The organism is Streptomyces capillispiralis (assembly GCF_007829875.1).
GTDB classification, from domain to species: Bacteria; Actinomycetota; Actinomycetes; order Streptomycetales; family Streptomycetaceae; genus Streptomyces; species Streptomyces capillispiralis.
In genome coordinates this window covers 8,085,574-8,100,768 of record NZ_VIWV01000001.1, presented here as the reverse complement: position 1 = coordinate 8,100,768, position 15,195 = coordinate 8,085,574, and the positions used below count along the sequence as shown (strand labels likewise).

Here is a 15,195-nt window from a genome sequence, read left to right as displayed (position 1 = left end):
GGACCCCGGGGGCGTCCAGTGGCGGGAGACCGGTCGTGATGGTGAAGTGGGACACGGTTGAGTATGGCGTTCCGGCCGACGAGGGTCCTGCGTGCGCAGGGAAGGGAGGCCTCTGTGGAGCCACTGATCGCGCTGGTGGTGGGATTCACGGCGGCCCGTCTTGCGGGGTTGATCGGAGTGGACGCCCTCGACGGGTGGCAGCCCGCTCTGAGAGCTGGGCTGGTGGCGATGTTCCTGCTCACCTCGCTTGCGCACTTCGCACCCCGGCTGCGGTCCGAGCTCATCGGCATGGTGCCGCCGTGGATGCCCCGTGCGGACCTGCTGGTGACCGTCACCGGTCTGCTCGAAGTGGCCGGTATGGTCGGCCTGCTGATTCCGGCGACCGCTCGCTGGGCAGCCGGCGGGCTCATCCTGCTGATGATCGCGATGTTCCCGGCAAACGTGTCGGCCGCCCGCAGGGGGGTGGCCCAGGGGGACCCACTTGGCCGGCGCACTCTGCTGCAGATCGTTTTCATCGCCGCAGCGGCGGCCACACTGGTCCGAACTCAGCAACCACACCGGCCTGCCGCGTCGGGCCTCGCTGTCTCCGTGCCCTGAGCGCGGCTTCGGGGGATGAGGAACATGTCCTGTACACCACGGAGACGGCCCCGGCGTGGGTGCCGGCAGGCTTCAGACCGCGGGCACGTACGGCCCGACTCTCGCAGCAGTCGCTTCCACCGAAACGACCAATTCGCGTAGGGACGGGTGATCGAGTGCGGCACTTGCGCCCCGTCTCCTGCGCACTTCGGCATACAGAGACGATGCGAGCAGGTCCTCTCGCGCGGATCGCCAGTGACTCGCGGAGCCGTGTTCCGGAGCCAGTCGCAACGCACCCTCGATGAAGTTCAGGAACAGGGGCTCGTCCATCCGCTCGTGGCAGGTCCTCATCCCGTGCAGATGTACCGCGAGCGCGTAATGCGGCTCTCCGAGCCGCTCAAGGAGATATGCCAACTGTTTCAGCTGGCGGAGGAAGGTGGCGGGTTCGGCAGAGGGAAGATCCGACTGTGTCACAAAAGCCGAAAGGCCGGTCGCGAGTCGTCGCGCGTCCTCCGACCGCCGCAGGCTGGTCGCGGCAGCGATCTGATGCAGGAGGAACGCGATCTCGTCGGATGTCGTCGCAGGACCGGCCTGGGCCACCAACTGAAGTGCATCCTCGGCTCGGCTGGAGCGGAGGAGGGCGATGATCTCACCCTCGACGATGTACCGGTACGTCCCTGCCGGCGCCGCCTCACGAAGGGTGACCGCGGCGGACAGTGCGCGGGCGGGGTCACCGGTCCGCAAATGAGCCTTCAGCTGGTCCAGCACGAAGACGTTCCAGAGGACATCGGGCAGGTCCGGTTCGGCGGCCACCAGCGGCTGCCACATGTCGGCTTGAATGCGGCACGGCCCGAGGCGCACGGGTTTCCTGTCGCGCAAGTGCTCGGCGAGCCGGAAGTGCGGAAGGGATTCTTCGATGCTTCCGGTCAGTACGTGGAGCCTCCCGAGGTTGACCCACGGCTGCACGGCGCTTCCCAGAACGGATACGTCTCCGGATTCCGATGCCACCTGTGCCAGCCAGGTCAACTGGGTTCGGCAGAGTCGCTCGGCGGATGGGAGGTCGCCCGCGTTCGCCACCACGAGAGCGGCCAGGTTCATATGTGCCGCGGCCGACCTCACACGACTCTGGCTCCATCCGTCACGACTGATGGACTCCAGGCTGGAGGAAAGGTTGCCCGCCCAGACGTCGAGGGGCGTCCGCAGCTGGCGCTCACAGTCGGTCATGAAGTCGACGTCGACCGTACCGTCCCGCTGGGAACGTGCTTTCTCCATGTACACCTACGTGTCCGATACGAGCCGGGTGGGGCCGATCCCCAGGAGCGTGCTGCCCGTTCCGGGGAGCCCGTCCGCAGGACAGCTCAGGGCATCCCAATCGCCGCTTTCCCACCCGCGCAGCCAGGTGCGGAAACGATGATTGTCAATTTCTACCGTGCCATCCGGGTGAATCTTCCCCACGGCGTTGTTCGGGTCGGTCAGTGCGACGGTGCACTTTCCGACGACGCCGTTGGCGCGGATCATGAGCGAGTTGGGGCGGGAGGCGTAGCAGACCTCCGGAGTCGGATGGAGGGGGAGCCTGCTTCCCTCGGGTGAAACAATCCTCTCCAAGTCTTCCAGGACGGCCGGCCACCTGTCGTGACTGATCACTTCCATTTCTCCGTCGCGCGGCCCGCCGAGTCGCTCCACCGGCTTGAGGAGGACGGAGAATCGCGAGTCACCGAGGAAAACCTCCCGGACTTCGCTCAAGAAGTCCGGCATCGAGTGCACATTGGCCGGGGTCACGTGTACCCGAAGGACGACACCGACCCGTAGGTCGCTGTCGCGGACCGCCAACAGGTTCTCCCAGATCCGACGAAACGATCCAGCGCCATTTGCCTGCACACGCGTCCGGTCGTGCAGGGACTGCGGTCCGTCGAGCGACACCTGGTGTTCAGTGATCCCCAGTCGACTCAAGTGCTCCGCAGTCGAACGGTCGAGCAAATAGGCGTTGGTCGTCATGTCGGCCGAATACGTCAGGTCCGGCATTGCGGCCGCTCTCTCGATGATATGAGCGGAGATGTCCTCGATCACCGGCAGGGCCAACAACGGTTCTCCGCCGAACCATGAGACGGAGAGGGAACGCAGGCCGTCGATGCGCCGGTCGATCAGTCGCTTGACGCCCTCGATGACCTGAGGCCCCATCCTGCCGATCGAGAAGTCTTCGTAGCAGTATGTGCATCTGAAGTTGCATTTCTCTGTGGGCAGCAGAATGAGGTGCAGGCTGTCGTCGCGCAGCGAAGAAGTGAGCTCGTCCGCGAATAGCTCCGCGCTTTTGCTGGGGGCTTCCGTGCTGCTGTTCACCGCACTCCCTCTTCTCGTGGGTGCATCGGAATGCCCTCGCGCCGAGAACCGGTCATCGCGTCCGGGGCTCAGCGCTCAGGCACGAGGGGACTGAGAGTTCGAGGTCACGTCGGACGGCACCGCGAACCGTTGGGCCTGCATCCTGAGTTGCATCCGGAATTGGTGGGGGTCGCCCTGGCCGTCCCGGTGACGACCTCCGAAATCCTCCTGGCGACCTCCGGATTCTCTACGGAGACTCGACCCTCCTCATCGACACTGATGTCGTCGGCGGTCAGTCCGGCCAAGGCCGCTGAAAGGCTTGTGTCGGCCACGTCTCTCTCCTTCGACGTCGGAGCTACGGCCCAAAACTAGGCTGGCGCCGGGGAGCCGGCCACGTGGACTGGGCCGTCGGAGTGCCCCCGTCCGGCGCGTGGGCCGTGGGACGCCGTTGCCGGAGCGCTTCCCCTTCTGCCGTGGCAGACCGTTGAACAAGTCGTGGACGAGGTGTCTCTGGGTCGACCTGGCCCCCTCGACGTTGAACGGCTCCTGCCGACCGAGGCTGCGGAGCCGTCGCTGGCAGCTGCCCCGGGGGCTATCGCCCCCCAGGACGGGACGGTGCTGGACCAGTCGACACTGACCGGGCGGGCCGCGCGCGAGGCCGCCGAGGAGCTCGAGGTCGGCGCGGCCGACGAGGACCTGATGCTGTGGGGCCTCACCCACGGCGAGAACGGCAGTGTCGGCCTGACCTACCTCGCCCCGACCCTTTCCGAGCGACACCGCGCGCGGACGTCGCCGCTGTCGCGGCGGCCGAGCGCGTCCAGGGCCGTGAACGTGAACTCCTGGCGCGCTCACCGGACGAGCCGGCCGGATTGGCCGGCCCGCACGGACTACCTCAAGCCGATCGTCCGCCGCATCATCAAATGCCGCTGAGGTCAGCCGCCGCTCTTTCGTCGAAACGACCGCTGGCTCGCAGCCGGGCCGTGCGCGCCACGGACCTTCGACGCGTCGGTGTTCGCAGCGAGGGCCGCGGCCTGCGCCTGCTTTTCTCGCTTGCGCGCCAGGGCCTCCCGGAACTTGCCCTTCAGGTCGTACTGGCCCTCATCGTCAGGCGCCAGGGCACGGCCCTCGGTGTCAGCCGCCTCCGAACCCTCTCGCGATGGAATCTCTGCAGTCATGGTGACCTCCTGAGGTCAGGCTGTGGAAGCACAGCTTGTCATGCCGGACACCGTGCAGGCGCCCTCGTGTGGACAGCCAGGACCGTGGAGCCTCCGAGAGCCGCCGATCCGCGGTTGTGCAGGACCATCGAATGCGCCGAACCGCCCAAGGCAGGCACACGAATCCCACCGGCCGAACGACAGGACAAGCCGAACTGGCCGAAGAGATGAGCGAGGTCGGCAAGTGGTCCTTTGCGGCCCGGCGGCTCGGTTCAGCACCTGCCAAGATCCACCGGGAGTGGATATGATCGAGCACCGGCGAAACTCGGGGGAGGCCGCGTGTCGGGACAAGTCGCCGCAGGACATAGCACCTTGCTGGTGGCCACTGCGACTGGACCGCCCTTCCTGTCGAGGTGATGAACACCTGGGATGACGGGGTCCCCGTCGCAGTCGGGAACGGGCTGCTGCTGGTCGAGACGCCGTCAGGGGGAAGCGAGGAGACGACTGGGCCTGTGCCACGAAGGTGGTCTGGGCCGGGCTCGCCCTTCTGCGAGGCCCCCACCAAAAGGGTCACGGTCACGGCCCCGGCGTGACGCCCTTCACTGCCCGCGCGAGGGCGAGGACGGTCGGGGGGACATGGGAGCGGTGCCAGATCAGCCCCAGCTCGGAGGGGGGCAATCCGTTGACCGGGATGAAGGTGATGGAGCTGCGCCGCCCGTGGTAGTCGGCCGTGGACCGGCACAGCAGCATCGCGCCCCGGTCCGCCGCCGTCAGGCTCAACCCCTCCTGAAGGGTGTTGACCAGCGGGCCCGCCGGGATCGGCCGCAGCTCAGGGGTGTGGTCCGGGGTCTGAGCCAGGCGCCAGTACGTGGGCGCGGGGCCGGGCGTCCCACCCGCGCCCACGCCAATGAGCCGGCAGTCGGACAACTCCTCTGCCGACACCGACTCCCGGGCCGCAAACGGGTGCCGGACGGAGACGGCGAGGGTCTGCGGCTGCCGGGAGAAGACCGGTCCGAGCACCAGGTCCTCCTCCTGTACTGGCAGGAGCACCACCGCGCAGTCCACCTCCTGGCGGCGTACCGGCCCGAACGGGTCCGACAGCGGGATTTCCGTCAGCTCCAGGACGCACCCCGGGCACTCCTCCTCGAACAGGGCCATCGCCTGGGCGAGGTAGTCGTCGACGGTGCCCTGGAAGCCGATCCGCAGCACTCTGCCCACCTCCGCCCGGGCGGCGGCCCGCGCCTCATCCAGGGTGGCGCGCAGCCCGTCGTACGCGGGCCGCAGGCTGCCGATGAAAGACTCCCCGAGCGGAGTCAGCCGCACCCGCCGGCTGGTGCGCTCGACCAGCGGGGCACCGATCCTTCCCTCCAGAGCACGCAGCAGCTGGCTCACCCTGCTCTGGGAGACGTACAGTCGCTCGCCCGCTCGGCCGAAGTGCAGCTCCTCGGCGAGGACGAGGAACGCCTCCAACTCGCGGATCTCGATGCCGCCCACGGAATCCCGGCCCCCTCCACCCGATCGAGTAATCCCACTCATAGAAGGATGAGGGATTGGCAGTTGTTCCCGAACGGCTCCGCGGGTTGGCTGGTTCTATGGCACAGACAGAGGACATCGCAGGCAAGGCGCCCGGAGAGGGGCAGTCCGCACGACGCGGGGGCTGGACCGCGGTCGCCGGGGCGACGTTCACGGTAGTCACCTCCGAGATGCTGCCGGTGGGGCTGCTCACCCCCATCGGTGACGCGCTCCATGTGAGCGAGGGGACCGCCGGGCTCACCCTCACCATCACGGGTCTGGTCGGCGCGGTCTCCGCGCCGCTGCTGACGCCGCTGCTCGGCCGGCTGGACCGTCGGGTGCTGCTGTGCTCCATGATGGCGCTGCTCGTGCTGGGCAACCTGCTCGCGGCGTGGGCCCCCAACTTCGGGGTGATGGTGGTCGCCCGTGTCCTCGTCGGCATCGGCATGGGCGTGGTCTGGGCGGTCGCCGCCGGCCTCGCCGTACGGCTCGTGTCCGGCACTGCCATCGGCCCGGCCACCTCACTCATCTTCAGTGGGATCGCGGTGGCCTCGGTGCTGGGCGTCCCGGCCGGTACGTACATCGGGGAACTGGCGGATTGGAGAACGGCGTTCGCTGTCATCGCCGCCCTCGCAGTGGTGGTCCTGATCGCACTCGCGGCCCTGCTGCCGCCGCTCCCGGCCGAGCAGGACATCCGGCTCGGCGGCGTGCTGAAGCTGATCGGCAACCCACAGGTGGCGACGGGGCTCGCCATGGTGGCGTTCCTGGTCACCGGGCACTTCGCCGCCTACACGTACGTACGGCCCGCGCTGGAGGAGATCTCCGGGGTCAGCCCCACGCTGATCGGTACCCTGCTCCTCGTCTACGGCGTTGCCGGTGTCCTCGGGAACTTCGCGGCCGGTGCCGGGGCGGGCCGCGCCCCGCGGGGCACGCTCCTGGTGATCGCCCTCGTCTTGGCGACTACGGTGGGTCTGCTGCCGCTGGTCGGCGGCTCGGTGCTGACAGCCGGTGTGCTGCTCGCAGTGTGGGGCATCTCGTACGGCGGCGTGTCGGTGAGCACCCAGACCTGGCTGCTGGCTGCCGCGCCGCAGGCCCGCGAGGCGGCGTCCTCGCTCTTCGTGGGTGTCTTCAACGGGGCGATCGCGCTGGGAGCCCTGATCGGCGGTCTCACCGCGGACGGTCCCGGGATCGAAGCCGTGATGTGGCTGGGCGGCGGCCTGGCGCTCGCCGCCCTGCTGGTGGCCGCCCTGGGCCGGGCCCCGGAGAGCGGCCGGCTCGGCTAGACCACCGGGCCGGCCCCGCTCGGACCTTCCGGGCCGGGCCTGGACCGCCGGGCCGGGCTGCTCGGACGGCCCGGCTTCGACTCCCCGGCGCGCGCCACCCCCGTACGCGGCCCGGGTCTCCTCCACGGACATCAGGAAGTCCCGGATCAACGCCGTCCACGCGGCCGGCTCTTCGGCGGCGATGGCGTGCCCGCAGTCCAGGGTCGCCAGCCGGGCGCCGGGGATGCCGTCCGCCAGTTCCCCGGAGTGAAGGGGAGTTGTCGTCGCCCAGTCGTTTGCATGACTGCTGTGGCTACGAGCTGGGGTTTCTCAGTTTCGTGGGTGGTGTTCCTGGTGGGCGGGGCTCTCGGAGTGCGGGGATGTGCGCGGCAGTAGCTATCCGACCTGCACTTATGTGCTGTATGCAGGTTTATTGGGTGTAGCGCAGTTTTCCCGGGTCACTACTTGAGATGCCATGTGAGGGCGGCGCCGGGTGCTCTGCGGTGTGGGTGATTAAAACCCGGGTCCTGGGTCGCCGCCGGCCTGTTGGCATTCCGTGGCAGCATCGAGCCAATCACCTGCTGGTTTGATGGCTCGCTCGCGTTCAATGCCGGAGTCCACTTTTCCGTCAGCGGGGCGGGCCTCGTCAGCGATGTCGCGTGCCCGCTGGCACGGATCTGATGAGGGTCCGGACAGCTCAGCGAAACCGCCGATGACGCTGAACGAGAGGGCGATGACTGCAGCCCCACGAGCGGGAAACGGTGGTACAGCCGCACTCAGTGCGCGATGATCTCCACCGGGTACCGGTGACCCTTGTAAGACGGCGGCGCGGACGACACGAGCGATCCCCTCCCCGGCACGATCAACTCCAAGATCATCCCAGGCCGGTCAGCCAACGTGACAATGCCCGTCCACCGCCTTCGCCGGCCGAGGTTCAGACTGCTCGACGGCCTCGGCTGCGGTCACGTTCTCACTGGTCATCGGTGCATCCTCCAGCAGGTCAAGGATGCCGCGGCCGGCCTGTTTCGATGACGTCCAGTGCGACTACGCCCGGCTGTTCCTCGCCCCTTGGATTCCGTTTTGCCGGTACGGCAACAGGAGTGGCGTGACCGGGCCACGATGGGTGATGTTGGGCCCGTGACCGACAACATCACAGTGGGATCGCCCACATCTGACACATTTTTGCCTGGCAACGGATACGTCGGAGACCCCGCGGTGCGGGCGGAGTGGGACAACCGGTACGCCGACCGACAACAGCTGTGGAGCGGCCAGCCCAACGGTGCGCTCGTGGCCGAGGTCGCCGGGCTCACGCCCGGGCGGGTGCTCGACGTCGGCTGTGGCGAGGGCGCGGACGCCGTCTGGCTCGCGCGCGGCGGCTGGGACGTGACCGCGCTCGAGGTCTCGGGCGTGGCGCTGGAGCGGGCGGCCGGGCACGCGCGGGACGCAGACGTCGCCGTTCGCTGGGTACACGCCGCGCTGACGGAAGCGGCGCTCCCGCCGGCCTCCTTCGACCTGGTCTCCGCGCAGTATCCAGCCCTGCTCCGCACCCCCGACGCCGCAGCCGAGCGAGCGCTGCTCGCGGCCGTCGCGCCCGGCGGCGTGCTGCTGCTCGTACACCACGCGGGGATGGACACCCAACAGGCGCACGACAGCGGCTTCGACCCGGCTGACTACGTCTGGCCCTCGATGGTCGCCGCCCTGCTCACCGACGACTGGAAGGTGGAGGTGAACGAGCAGCGACCACGCGTGGCACCCGACGGCGGCGCCGGCGCGCACCACACCGACGACCTGGTGCTGCGTGCGCGACGGCTACGCTGAGTCCCTCCGCTCACAGCGGGCCCGGCATCTGGGCAGACTGAGCCCTTTGTCAACCTCACGACGAGGTGTGATGAAGGACGACGACGGCCTTGACGATGACGGTGATCCGGTTGGTGCTGCAGCGGAGCCTTCGCGGCAGTCGCCAGCCCTTGAGCGTGGCCATGGCCTGTTCGCCGATGCAGCAGACCTTGGCGTGGGTGCTGTTGTGTCGACGCTTCCACCGCTTGAGCCTGCGCCCCCGGAACGGCACCCGGACCGTGCGGCCGGACCCTGGTAGGCCCGGTCCGCCCAGCACTTCAGGCCGGCCGCGGCGAGCACCTTCGATCGGATCACTGGCGATTTGGCTCTTCGCCAGGGTCGGCGTCCAGCCGACGATCCGCAGCGATGGCAGAACCCTGTTCATCCGTAACCCGCTTCTCTCGTACGAAGCACCGATGGAGGGCGTGGCGATGGTGGCGAGGGAAGGGGCGGCAGCCATCTGCGTAGAAGGAGTCGGCGTCGTCCACTCGTGGGTTCTTTTACGCTCTGTCTTCGACGGCAAGCGCGTCCGTGCCGCGAAAGATGTACTGCGCGACCAAATCCGGGCAGCGGCGGGCGCAAGCGCTCTGAAACCGTCTGACCGCACCGCGAGAAAGTTCCTCAGGGTCGGCGCACTTGGAGTTTTCCTTCTTCTCCCGGTACCCAGTCAACCAACGTGACGGCACCGGTTGACGTACCACTGGCCGTTGGTTCCGTGGTCGTCGCACCACTTTGGCACCGGCCATGCATCGACCGCCGCGCGCAGCTCCTCCGCCGACGTGGTGGTGCCCCATTCCACACAGGCCACCGGGATGTCACTGTCTGTCGTCTGCGCGGCCGCCAGCTGGGCGCACGGGTGAGCACGCACGCCTGAGAGACCTCCTCGCCGGGACGACGCGGCTTCGGCGCGTTGTTTCGCTGCCTGGTCCGGCCCCCAGCCGCCTTGTCCGGCGCGGAGCGCGCAGTCCTCCGCCACTGCGCAACCTCACTCCTTGGCCCGGCCCTCCGACGGCGCACCACCGCGCCCTTCCATTCGGACCCGTACACGGGGTGGTGTGAGCGGGCCGTGGCCTCGGACGCAGACTCCGGCCTGCCTGCTGGCCGTCGTCCTCGCGCCGGGCGACGGGCTCCGTTCCTCGTCTGTGCCGCCTGGGGTCGGCTCAATGGCAGGGCATGCTCATGTAGAGTGCCTGCTCACCTCTGGAGGGGGTGCCTTCGTAGAGGGTGGTGTCGAGTCCGCAGAAGGCGAAACCCATCCGCCGGTATGCGTGGATCGCCGGCGCGTTGATGTTGGTGACCTCCAGCCAGAGGTGGCCGGCGCCCCGCTCGCGCGCGAATTTCCTCGCAAGTCCCACCAGCGCGCGGCCCACTCCCCGGCCCCGGTGCTGTGGGACGACTGCGATGTCCTCGACGGTCAGCCGGCGGTTCCAGCCGGAGTACGCGACGGTGACGAACCCGGCCAGGTCGCCGGCCGCGTCGTGGGCGATGAACGTGCGGGAGTCCGCGTCGTCCTCGGCGTCGTCGTCCGGCTCGTCCTCGGGGAACACCTTGGTCAGGGGCAGCTCCATCCGGATCTCCCGCAGCGCGAACCCCTCCTCGGTGACGGTCACCTGGAAGACGGTGTCGGTGGTGAAGGAGGCATCCAAGGCCCTGACGGCCTCGGTGTCCTCGGGAGCGGCGACGCGGTACCGGTAAGGCGTGTCGCCAGCAGTGGTCATGGCACGACACTACGACCACTCCGGTCACGTGAGGACGGGTTTCGGCCGGTCACACCCGCGCCTCCCAGATCTAGGACTCCAGGTCGCCAGGTACATCGAATCTCTCTGCGCCCGCGACAGTTTGTTCCGGCCCCGAGGCAGGACGCCGTGTGAAAGGTCCTGTGCCGAGACGCCCCCGGCGGCCCAAAACCTTGCATCCGGCCAGCTTCTGATAACTCGCACAGCCCCATGGAAGATCGTCGATGATGCTCCCGTACCAGGACCTCCCCCGCTTCAGCCCGAGCGGAGTGTTTCCCCGGGCGGCGAGGGCGATGCCACGGCCGCCCCGGTTCGCCAGCGGACGTGGCACCTCCGTATCCAGCCGGATGGGCAGGCTGGGGAAACCGACAAGGAAGCCCAGGCAACGCTCCCTCCATCTGAGCCACAGCTCTGGGGGCGGGAAAGCAGGCCCGGGCGGGCGGCGTCGGCCGTCGTGGGGGTGAGGGCACCCATCTGTACCCGGTCTGCGAGGATCCGGCGCGCATGCGTGCTTCATTGAACCGCCGCCGCCACAGCAGCAGGCCGCCCTCGCTGCACTGGACGTCCCCTGGGCAGTGACTGCGCCGGAGTCTGTCAAACGTTCGGTGTGACTGGGGGGTCGATAGGCCGGTAGGCGAAAGTGAGGCAGTAGGAACGAAACTTCATGCAGTGGTGGATGTGCGGAACGGCAGATGGGTGAAGCCGCTGACCGCTCCACCGGGCCTGCGGACTGCCCGCCCCGCTGGGTGCAGTTGCGGCAATCGGCTCGCCAGGGTCCGGAGGGCGGCCTCTCCTGTCAGCCGGGCCAGTGATATCGCGAGTTGCACGGAGTCGTCAGCCGTGAGGTGGCTGGGTTGGGAGCTGCGTGTGAGGTCGAAGCGAGCAGGGTGGGAAAACCGGTTCGAGTCGCGCTGGGCCGCAGCGAGCATCACGAGAACGTCACTGCCGGGTGGCACCGCGTGACCTGCCATTTGCACTCGCGCGGTGGGAGTACACAGGGTGAACTGGTGCGGAGGATCAAAGCGCAAGGTCTCTTCGACTACCTTGCCCGCAAGCTGCGGGGTTGATCGGAGCGCCTGCCATTGGTCCGGGTGGGCCGCGAGTGCGGCTACTGCGTTGCCAATGAGGCAGGCCGCGGTGTCGAGGCCGGAGACAACCAGGGTCCAGCAGACCTGGGCGATCTCCTCCAGATTGAGTTTGCCGGAGGTGATGCCCGGCCGCCCGGCCACACCCGTGTCCTGTGCCTCCTGACGGTCACCATGCCGATGAACGTATTCGAGCAGGCTGCGTAGATCAATCTCTGTCTTGTCTCCGTCGCGGGGAGCGGTGAGTCGGCTGATCAGGTCGTCTCCCGGACTCTGTCGCCGCTCATGTTCGAGCCGGATGATCAGGGCCGCCAGGTCTTCGTTCGCATCGTGTGCCGTTTCGGCTCTGGTCCTGGAAGGCGAGCCGTGAATGGGTTTGCCGATGACGTCGCATATCTCGGCGAAGCGTGGTGAGTAGGCCGCCGGAATGCGCAACACTTCACTGAGGCACGCAACGGCCAGCGGGAAGGCAAGTCGTTGATCAGGTCCAGGGCGTCGGCATCAGCATGCCGGCGGAGCAGGTCGTGAGCAGTGGTGTCGACGCGGGTAGCGGACTGGTTCAGTGCAGGCCGCAACAGCGGAGCGGCGACTGCGTATGCCTGATCGGATCCCTTCACCCGTGGTCCGCCGGGACTGTCAAGGGCCGCCTGTGGCGTGGACGTGGGTTTCCCGTCCGGGCCAGCGGAGGGCTCCCTTATCAAGAAGCGGGAATGTTGGAGAACTTGGCTGCAGTGGTCGTACGAGAGGACGGCAAGCATCCCGGTACGGCTGCGGTGGACTGGTCCTCGGGACCGCATGCGCTCGTACAGCGCGTAGGCATCGCCTCGGAAACCTGGTTCGAGAAGTTTCGCCACGGGGTCGCCGGTGCGGGCCAGGAACCACAGCCACATGCTGTGCGGACCGGCCTTGTCGGTGCGGGGCCGTGTGATGTCGGCGGGGCGGTTGCTCATTGTCTTCCTCTCAGCGGGTTGCTGTTGGCAGGGCACTGGAGGCGGTTGTTCGCGGGCGTTGGGCCGCTTTTCGGGGCCGTCTTGCACGCGCGGTCATGCGGGTGTCGCTGAAAGTCCGCACCAAGGCATCCCGTCCAGGGATGCGGGCGAAGGCCTGAACGATGTCGGGCGTGGTCTGCAGTTCGCGTGCCGGGGGTGACACGCCGAGAACGGTGCCGTGGGTGCGTGCCCCCGCGGTGCAGGGGCACCCAGCGCGGTCTGGTCCAGCTGGATGAGGCAGGCGCCGCGGTTGGTGTCGCGGTTCTCCTCGATCAGGACGACGTCCCAGCCGGTCCGCTCCAGCCACCATGCCGCGGAGCCGTCGGCAAGGTGGGCCCTGACCACCAGGGCCCACCTTGCCGGTGCAGCTTCTGCCTGCGGCAGCAGGTGCTGCGTCCACTGTTCTTCTCGCTTCTCAGTGCTGCACGGGTTCGGTGGTCAGCTTCTGGCCGCGCAGCAGGAACCAGGCGACGGCGGAGGCGAGGAGCAGCAGGCCGGCGCCGACGCCGGCGGCGAGTGCCACGCCGTCGACGAAGGACTCGCGTGCCGCCTGCAGCAGCGCGGCGGCCGTGTCGGCGGGCAGGTGGGCGGCGGCCACGACGGCTCCGGCCAGTGACTCGTGTGCTGCCTCGGGAGTACCGGCCGGTCCGGTGAAGTCCTGGTAGATGTTGGTGACGACGGACCCCAGCAGGGCGATGCCCAGGGCGGTGCCCAGTTCGTACGCCGTCTCCGAGACTGCGGAGGCGGCGCCGGCCTGTTCCTTGGGGACGGCGGTGAGGATGATGTCGGAGGTGACCGTGAAGGACAGCCCGGCGCCGAAACCGACGACCAGCAGGGTGGTGCCGATCAGGGGATAGCCGGTGGACTGGGTGAGCGTGGTCAGGGCGGCCAGGGACAGGCCGATGACGGCCAGACCGCCGGAGACCACCGCGCGCACCGAGAAGCGTCGCGCCGCCGCACCGGCGATCAGTCCGGCCACGACCGCGCCCGCGGCGGCCGGCAGTTCGGCGATGCCCGCTTCGATGGGCCGCCGGTCCTGAACCAGTTGCAGGTACTGGGAGAGGAAGAACAGCAGGCCGGACAGCCCGAGGATGGTCAGCAGGTTCGCCACGACGGCACCGCTGAAACCGCGGTTGCGGAAGAGCCGGACATCCACCAGCGGGACGGGCAGGGCGCGCTGGCGCCGGACAAACCCGTAGAGTGCGGCCGCGCCGAGCACGCCGGCTGCGAGGATGGGCCGGGTGAACCCGTCGGCGGCGGCCTCCTTGATGGCGTAGACGACGCCGACCATGCCGACCAGCGACAGGAAGACACTCGGCAGGTCCCACGGTCCCGGGGAGGGGTTGCGCGACTCCGGCAGCATCCTGATCCCGACGACGACCAGCAGCGCCATCACCGGCAGGTTGATCAGGAAGACCGAGCCCCACCAGAAGTGCTCCAGCAGCACACCGCCGACGATCGGGCCGACCGCCATGCCCGCCGAGGCGGCGGCGCTCCAGATACCGATGGCGAGACTGCGCTCACGGGGGTCCTGGAAGAGGTTGCGGATCAGCGCGAGGGTGGACGGCATCAGTGTGGCACCGGCGACACCGAGCAGCGCCCGGGCGACGATCATCATCTCGGGGGTCCGTGCGTAGGCGTTCAGTATCGAGACCAGGCCGAACGCCGTCGCTCCGATCAGCAGCAGGCGCTTGCGGCCGATGCGGTCGCCCAGGCTGCCCATGGAGATGAGCAGGCCGGCGATCACGAACGAGTAGGCGTCGCCGATCCACAGCAGCTGGGTCCCGGAGGGCTGCAGGTCTTCACTGAGGTAGGGCGTGGCCAGACCGAGAACGGTCGCGTCCACCGCGACGAGCAGCACGGCCAGGACCAGGACACCCAGGGCGATCCACCGGCCCGGAGCCCGTTCTGTGCCGGCCTTCTCGGCAGTGTGCAGGGAAGAGGTCATGATGCGTCCCTTCGCATCGTGCCGCCGAGCAGCAACTCGACGATCATGTGGGTGAAGTCGTTGCGGGCCACCCGGCCCTCGATGACGGCCCAGCGGCCGGCGGCCAACAGGCCGTAGAGGGCCTCGGCGAGCCACACCGCACTCAGGTCGACGCGGAACTCGCCAGCTTCTTGGCCCCGGCGGAACAGGGCGGTGAGCCGCTCATCGATGCGGGACCAGCCCGCGTGTTGCTCCTCGCCTTCGAAGAGCTGGTTCTCGGAGTAGAGGAAGGCGAGCAGGCTTGTGCAGGGTCCGAGGGCGCGGACCAAGCGGCGCACCGCTTCTTCTGCCGTCCCGTCCTCCAGGCGGGCCGCGTCCAGGGCCGCCTCGCACTCAGCGATGCCAAGGTCCTCCAGCGCGCGCACCAGGGCGTCGCGCCCGGGGAAGTGACGGTTCAGCGTCGCCCTGCTGATGCCGGCGGCCCGGGCGACCTCTTCCGTGGTCGCTGTGGCCTTGCGCGTCAGCAGATCGGCAGCGGCACGCAACACATGATCACGATCGAAGCTCATGAGTCAACACTAACCCAGGTAAGACATTGATGTCTCATTTGGTACATGAGCGCCTCCTGGAGAGGCTGAAAGATGCGAACAGTTCGCATGACCTGCGCCGCTGCGATCGGATCCCGTCCTGGATCCGGCAGGCGCCCGCCGGTCCGACCGGGACACTGATGGCTGCGCATCGCCGGGCGCCACCCCTGTCGGCCTTCGCACGCGGGGCCCTCTCAAGCATGCGGCCGCCAGCC

At 68.4% G+C, this 15,195-nt stretch carries 14 protein-coding genes and 1 pseudogene; 4 read left to right on the top strand and 11 right to left on the bottom strand.

From position 1 onward, the window contains the following. The first annotated feature begins 114 nt into the window (after window positions 1–114). Window positions 115–597, top strand: coding sequence for a DoxX family protein (locus FHX78_RS35240; protein WP_145871474.1), 483 nt, complete (start codon window positions 115–117; stop codon window positions 595–597). Between the two features lie 72 nt (window positions 598–669). Here FHX78_RS35240 and FHX78_RS35235 read toward each other — a convergent pair whose 3' ends face one another. From FHX78_RS35235 to FHX78_RS35225, 3 genes are all read right to left on the bottom strand, one after another. Then, complete coding sequence (locus FHX78_RS35235; protein WP_145871473.1) at window positions 670–1,848, bottom strand: hypothetical protein; 1,179 nt, start codon at window positions 1,846–1,848, stop codon at window positions 670–672. Window positions 1,849–1,854: 6 nt separating this feature from the next. Next, complete coding sequence (locus tag FHX78_RS35230; protein WP_208766204.1) at window positions 1,855–2,913, bottom strand: radical SAM protein; 1,059 nt, start codon at window positions 2,911–2,913, stop codon at window positions 1,855–1,857. Window positions 2,914–3,017: 104 nt separating this feature from the next. After that, a complete protein-coding gene (locus tag FHX78_RS35225; protein WP_145871471.1) occupies window positions 3,018–3,224 on the bottom strand; it encodes a hypothetical protein in 207 nt (68 codons plus the stop codon). A gap of 283 nt (window positions 3,225–3,507) precedes the next feature. Here FHX78_RS35225 and FHX78_RS35220 point away from each other — a divergent pair, with 283 nt between their 5' ends. Continuing rightward, on the top strand, window positions 3,508–3,822 hold the full coding sequence (locus FHX78_RS35220) for a hypothetical protein (protein ID WP_145871469.1): 315 nt from the start codon (window positions 3,508–3,510) through the stop codon (window positions 3,820–3,822). Between the two features lie 2 nt (window positions 3,823–3,824). Here the strand turns inward: FHX78_RS35220 and FHX78_RS35215 are convergent, their stop codons facing one another. Both FHX78_RS35215 and FHX78_RS35210 read right to left on the bottom strand, forming a co-directional pair. Then, window positions 3,825–4,067, bottom strand: coding sequence for a DUF5302 domain-containing protein (locus tag FHX78_RS35215; protein WP_145871468.1), 243 nt, complete (start codon window positions 4,065–4,067; stop codon window positions 3,825–3,827). Between the two features lie 555 nt (window positions 4,068–4,622). Then, on the bottom strand, window positions 4,623–5,540 hold the full coding sequence (locus tag FHX78_RS35210) for a LysR family transcriptional regulator (RefSeq protein WP_229924152.1): 918 nt from the start codon (window positions 5,538–5,540) through the stop codon (window positions 4,623–4,625). 98 nt (window positions 5,541–5,638) lie between these two features. Between FHX78_RS35210 and FHX78_RS35205 the strand changes: the two genes are divergently transcribed. Both FHX78_RS35205 and FHX78_RS35190 read left to right on the top strand, forming a co-directional pair. Next, window positions 5,639–6,841, top strand: coding sequence for an MFS transporter (locus FHX78_RS35205; protein ID WP_145871464.1), 1,203 nt, complete (start codon window positions 5,639–5,641; stop codon window positions 6,839–6,841). Between the two features lie 1,116 nt (window positions 6,842–7,957). Next, entirely contained in the window at window positions 7,958–8,638 is a 681-nt protein-coding gene (locus FHX78_RS35190; protein ID WP_145871462.1) for a class I SAM-dependent methyltransferase, read from the top strand. Between the two features lie 55 nt (window positions 8,639–8,693). Here the strand turns inward: FHX78_RS35190 and FHX78_RS35185 are convergent. The 6 genes and pseudogenes from FHX78_RS35185 to FHX78_RS35160 form a co-directional block, all read right to left on the bottom strand. Continuing rightward, window positions 8,694–8,959: pseudogene (locus FHX78_RS35185) on the bottom strand (transposase family protein); the annotation flags it as partial. A 364-nt stretch (window positions 8,960–9,323) separates the two neighbouring features. Continuing rightward, window positions 9,324–9,524 carry a hypothetical protein gene (locus FHX78_RS35180; protein ID WP_145871461.1) on the bottom strand — a complete coding sequence of 67 codons (201 nt, stop codon included), beginning with the start codon at window positions 9,522–9,524 and terminating at the stop codon, window positions 9,324–9,326. Between the two features lie 292 nt (window positions 9,525–9,816). After that, window positions 9,817–10,374 carry a GNAT family N-acetyltransferase gene (locus FHX78_RS35175; RefSeq protein ID WP_145871459.1) on the bottom strand — a complete coding sequence of 186 codons (558 nt, stop codon included), beginning with the start codon at window positions 10,372–10,374 and terminating at the stop codon, window positions 9,817–9,819. Between the two features lie 680 nt (window positions 10,375–11,054). Further along, window positions 11,055–11,912: a cytochrome P450 gene (locus FHX78_RS35170; RefSeq protein ID WP_167531935.1), complete on the bottom strand. Its 858-nt coding sequence runs from the start codon at window positions 11,910–11,912 to the stop codon at window positions 11,055–11,057. A 969-nt stretch (window positions 11,913–12,881) separates the two neighbouring features. Beyond that, window positions 12,882–14,414, bottom strand: coding sequence for an MFS transporter (locus FHX78_RS35165; RefSeq protein WP_145871455.1), 1,533 nt, complete (start codon window positions 14,412–14,414; stop codon window positions 12,882–12,884). After that, window positions 14,411–14,962 carry a TetR/AcrR family transcriptional regulator gene (locus FHX78_RS35160; protein WP_145871453.1) on the bottom strand — a complete coding sequence of 184 codons (552 nt, stop codon included), beginning with the start codon at window positions 14,960–14,962 and terminating at the stop codon, window positions 14,411–14,413. Before FHX78_RS35160 ends, FHX78_RS35165 begins: the two co-directional genes overlap by 4 nt. Window positions 14,963–15,195 lie beyond the last annotated feature (233 nt).

What these genes read in the sequence shown, in the direction of transcription:
- FHX78_RS35235 (WP_145871473.1), bottom strand. Translation starts at nt 1,848, where the DNA reads ATGGAGAAAGCACGTTCCCAGCGGGACGGTACGGTCGACGTCGACTTC.
- FHX78_RS35215 (WP_145871468.1), bottom strand. Translation starts at nt 4,067, where the DNA reads ATGACTGCAGAGATTCCATCGCGAGAGGGTTCGGAGGCGGCTGACACC.
- FHX78_RS35205 (WP_145871464.1), top strand. Translation starts at nt 5,639, where the DNA reads ATGGCACAGACAGAGGACATCGCAGGCAAGGCGCCCGGAGAGGGGCAG.
- FHX78_RS35175 (WP_145871459.1), bottom strand. Translation starts at nt 10,374, where the DNA reads ATGACCACTGCTGGCGACACGCCTTACCGGTACCGCGTCGCCGCTCCC.
- FHX78_RS35165 (WP_145871455.1), bottom strand. Translation starts at nt 14,414, where the DNA reads ATGACCTCTTCCCTGCACACTGCCGAGAAGGCCGGCACAGAACGGGCT.
- FHX78_RS35160 (WP_145871453.1), bottom strand. Translation starts at nt 14,962, where the DNA reads ATGAGCTTCGATCGTGATCATGTGTTGCGTGCCGCTGCCGATCTGCTG.